4 protein-coding genes are annotated in these 3,884 nt (G+C 53.7%); 2 read left to right on the top strand and 2 right to left on the bottom strand.

Annotation, left to right across the window (positions count from 1 at the left end; genetic code table 11):
- Positions 1–200 precede the first annotated feature (200 nt).
- Positions 201–470, top strand: coding sequence for a hypothetical protein (locus AC1D1X_RS17825; protein WP_477668243.1), 270 nt, complete (start codon positions 201–203; stop codon positions 468–470).
- A gap of 703 nt (positions 471–1,173) precedes the next feature.
- Here the strand turns inward: AC1D1X_RS17825 and AC1D1X_RS17820 are convergent.
- On the bottom strand, positions 1,174–1,971 hold the full coding sequence (locus AC1D1X_RS17820) for a hypothetical protein (RefSeq protein ID WP_477698789.1): 798 nt from the start codon (positions 1,969–1,971) through the stop codon (positions 1,174–1,176).
- Positions 1,972–2,309: 338 nt separating this feature from the next.
- The gene (locus AC1D1X_RS17815; RefSeq protein WP_477668914.1) at positions 2,310–2,549 is read right to left on the bottom strand and encodes a YcxB family protein; all 240 of its coding nucleotides are present in this window, start codon (positions 2,547–2,549) and stop codon (positions 2,310–2,312) included.
- A 631-nt stretch (positions 2,550–3,180) separates the two neighbouring features.
- Here AC1D1X_RS17815 and AC1D1X_RS17810 point away from each other — a divergent pair.
- The gene (locus tag AC1D1X_RS17810; RefSeq protein WP_477698788.1) at positions 3,181–3,756 is read left to right on the top strand and encodes a recombinase family protein; all 576 of its coding nucleotides are present in this window, start codon (positions 3,181–3,183) and stop codon (positions 3,754–3,756) included.
- Positions 3,757–3,884: the final 128 nt, after the last annotated feature.

Raw genomic sequence — 3,884 nt, 5'->3', positions numbered from 1 at the left:
CATCGTGATCTGCAGGCTGTCACACGTCAGCGCTCTAACTTTCTCTTTCCATTGCACTGACGCCGCGCAATCCTTGAGAGCTTTTCACTTATAGCCAACCTCCTACAGCTCCAGACTGGCGACAGTCTTCACCGGCATCCTGGTCTGACTCACCGTGATCACATACACGGTTCTGCCTGCATCGTCATCCGCCCAACCACATGCAGACCCTTGAGCCTTTAAGGCTCCGAGCAGAGGGCCGCCTCGCAAGCGAAACAAGGAGAGGTCCTGAGGGGGCTTTTTATTGCTACGATGCCGCGATGACAAAGCTATACCTGCTCATCGTCGCGCTCGTGCTCTGCATTTTGCAAATGTACTGGCCGATCTCCGCCTGGCGCAAAGACGGCTTCATCGCGGCACTCAGGCTATTCGCTTTTGGCGGCTTAACCGTCAGCATGGTCGCGATGAGCGAACTGATCGAGCAGTTTTAATGGCCGCTCTGGCCTGGGGGAATTAGATGAATATCAGTAATCTTTTTAACATTAGGTGGATTAGCTGGGGACTCTGCCTCGTTATGTTTCGCATATACCGAGAAGATTCATATCCCCTGTCACTGTATTTGGCCTTGAGCTTGCCGGTTCTCTTGACCRCAGCCCATCTTGTATTTTCAGTATTCGAATCGACAAAAGACGAATTTGTGAAAACGTCGATTGAATTCTTGTGGATGATGGGCTTCGCTACTTTACTTGGTGCGGCAGCAATTTATTCCGACGCAGATTTTGTGAACAGAGGCGTGCGTTATGACGTCAATGGTTTTTGGCCACTTGTTCAAGCTAGCGTGCTGCTGGGTGCTGTAACGTTGGTCTGCTTGGTGATTCGCAGGTTTCTAAATAATCGAGTCATTAAGCCCGGACATTCAAGGTTCCGTTAGAGGCCACTATGGCCTCCGAACCCGATCTATAGGCGATCCCATAGGTAGACCGAAGCCAGTATCCGGACAGGTGCGTGAAAGGAAACCTCTCGCGCATGAATGATGTTTAACGTTGGAGGTAAGCGGCAGAACCCGGTGCCACGGGGGGCTGTCCGCTTGACCGAATGGTTAGACCGCATTCTGGCCGAGTATGCGTCGGACTTCTGCGAGAACAAGGCCGCGCCAGCCAGGAAATGGCGCGAGTGCAAGTCCCGGACCAGGAATCAGCGTTTGCCAAATGGCCACAGCTGGTGAATGGCATCCCATGGTCCTTGAGTGAAGCGCAAATGCGGCGCCTCCCCCTTTTTTAGTATGTCCTCCGCTGTAATCAAGTGATTGACCCGATCGATGACCTCCTGCGCTTCGATCGACACACTGTGCAAATTGAYTTTCTCGGTACGCAGCTGGGCGCGCAGGCGCTCCAGCGCCTTGCGGAACGCTGGAAGCTGATGCAATTGATCGCGAGTCACGATGGTGCTGGTTATGACCAACAGCTGAAGCACACCTCTCTTGTTCATCAACGGACGCACCCGCGTCTCGCTATCAACAGAAGCCGCCACCTTTGTCACAGCAGCATCTATGAGCTTCATCACGGACTCGAACGGATCGGCCGGAGGCGCCGGAGGAACTACTGGTCCATCGTCATATTGACGGACCGGGTGAGCTGCAGTCGAGGATTTGATAAAGACATGAATGTCGCCCGGCAGKATCATGAAGCGAAACGCCACCGCTGCCTTGCCGAACTCGTCCTCAAGCTGTTGCCATCCGGCGGGGGGCAATGCGAGGAAGGCTAAGGTCAGCCCGATGGAGTCGACGCAACAACGAAGCTCCCCAACATGCGGTTGCCTCGACTGGGTGTGCCAGATCAGGTCGTCTTCATGATTGAGCATGTCATCCCAGCTACAGCTTGCGGGGGGCCTAGCCAGCATGCGTCGGGCCAGTTTCAATTGATTGTCTGGTGTCATGTCGAACCGGATGCTGAGTTTGTATTTTTGGTTTGAAGCAGTGCTACGGAATTCCAAACAACGGTCATTGAAACAGCACTACTTCACGCTCTAACGTAATGTATACCGCAAGGTCTGCGGTATAACATCGCCCCTGCGGTATAAMCTAGCCGCCGAAAACTCAGCCAAGTGCTTGTTATTAAAAGACTTATTGCCCATTTTGAGTTTCATTCAGGTCGATAAAAAGGGAGCAAACCTCGCAAACCAATTTTAGGTGGACAGTCTGGCAACCGCCTCCTCAATAAGGACGAGCGCAGCCCAAACAGCCCATTCCGTTATGTTTGATCATCGCTGCCGCAGCCCGGCCCGACTGCACCTTGGGTAGGGACAGTGCTACTGTGCGGCATACCGTGAAGTTAACCATTCACACTCCCGCCAGCGCCCTCAATTTTCTGCAATAGGAATGATTGCGCATCGGGTGCAACGCCGGCAAGCGGAATGGTGACTTGACTGGTGCGTGAAAGGACTAAGAGCCAGAAATCGGGATAACGCCGTACCTGTCTGACGGCGGACCAAGGAAGGGTAAAAGCGCCCAGTTCGGATGAAACGCTGAAACCCGAGGCGTCACCTTGCAAACTAGCCTCCGGAGAATGCATTTTCCGGAACTTGCGGAGAGAGCTTCGCAGGGATACCAGGTAGAAGCCTACTGCGAAAGTTGCGCAGAGGATTAGCAGGGTGCCCATGACTCCAACGAACCAGGAACGGTCTCCATGCCACACTAGATAAGCAAGGCTTGTCGCGACGAGTAGCAGAGCCACGACAAAGCGAAGGCCAAACGCACGATGCCAGCTTGCAAGCGCCGCATCTCGAATAACGGCCTCTGTGTACTGTAGCCTGACACTCACTAGCATGGCGGCTAATGTTTGACGTGAGCGAGCGCCGAAGGCGATCCGCTCTCGATGGAATTGTTAACCCTCATCGTCCATCCCTCGCGCTTGCTCGAAATCCTGCTATCAAATTAGGAGAAAATCCAGAGCACTGGATTGCGGTTGCAGCGCTTGAGGCTGAACCGGAGAGCACACTTTTAGACCAGCTAAARGCCAGTGCCAACAAGTGGCGGAAGCGGTGGCTTTCGAACAACACTTTTTTGACCGGCCCCAGCCGGTTTTTTTACGTCAAAGCACTTAGTAGCCTGTTAGTTCTAACAGGGAGTGCCCAGCAAGAAATCCATTCCTTCGCTAGAGTTGCTATAAAAAACGTAGCTAATCGAAGAGTGAGGGGGTTGGTTTGATATACGGATACGCTCGGGTCTCAACGACCGAGCAGGACACCACGCTGCAGCTGGATGCGCTGCAGCGGTCAGGAGTTGAAAAGATTTACCAGGAAAAGCGCAGCTCAGTAGGGAGTCGACCGCAGCTCATGACGCTGCTGGAATCACTGAAGGACGGCGACATGGTTAAAGTCTACAAAATAGACCGTTTGGCTCRCTCGCTAATTGACCTGCTGTCCATACTTGATCGAATTCAGAAGGCGGGGGCGGCGTTTCAAAGTCTCACCGAGCCGGTGGACACCAGCACTTCAGCTGGCCGGATGATGACCCACATGCTGGGAGCTTTCGCGGAGTTTGAGCGCGGCATCATTCGAGAGCGATCTATTGCAGGCCAAACGGCTGCCATGATGCGAGGTATCAAATGCGGGCGGCCTCGCTCAATTTCGGAGGACGACGAAAAAGAACTGGTGCGACTGTGGCAATCGAACCGCTACACGATGGATTCGCTCGCCGCGATTTTCAACGCCCATCCTTCGAGTGTGAAGCGGTCAATTTATAGAGTCGTTAAACCAGGGCACTCGAGTTTGCGTTAGGCAATCTAGGCAACTCTGAGCGCCCAACGTTCGACATGAGAGGCGGCACAAGGGCATAGCCCTTGGGACGTCCTCTCAATGGAAGGGTTAGGCAGCAGCATCGCGAAAGGGGTTTGTTCCGAGTGCGC

This window comes from Polaromonas sp. P1_G4 (genome assembly GCF_056405475.1).
Note: the sequence above shows the minus strand (reverse complement) of the source record. Positions and strands in the feature narration are given on the sequence as shown.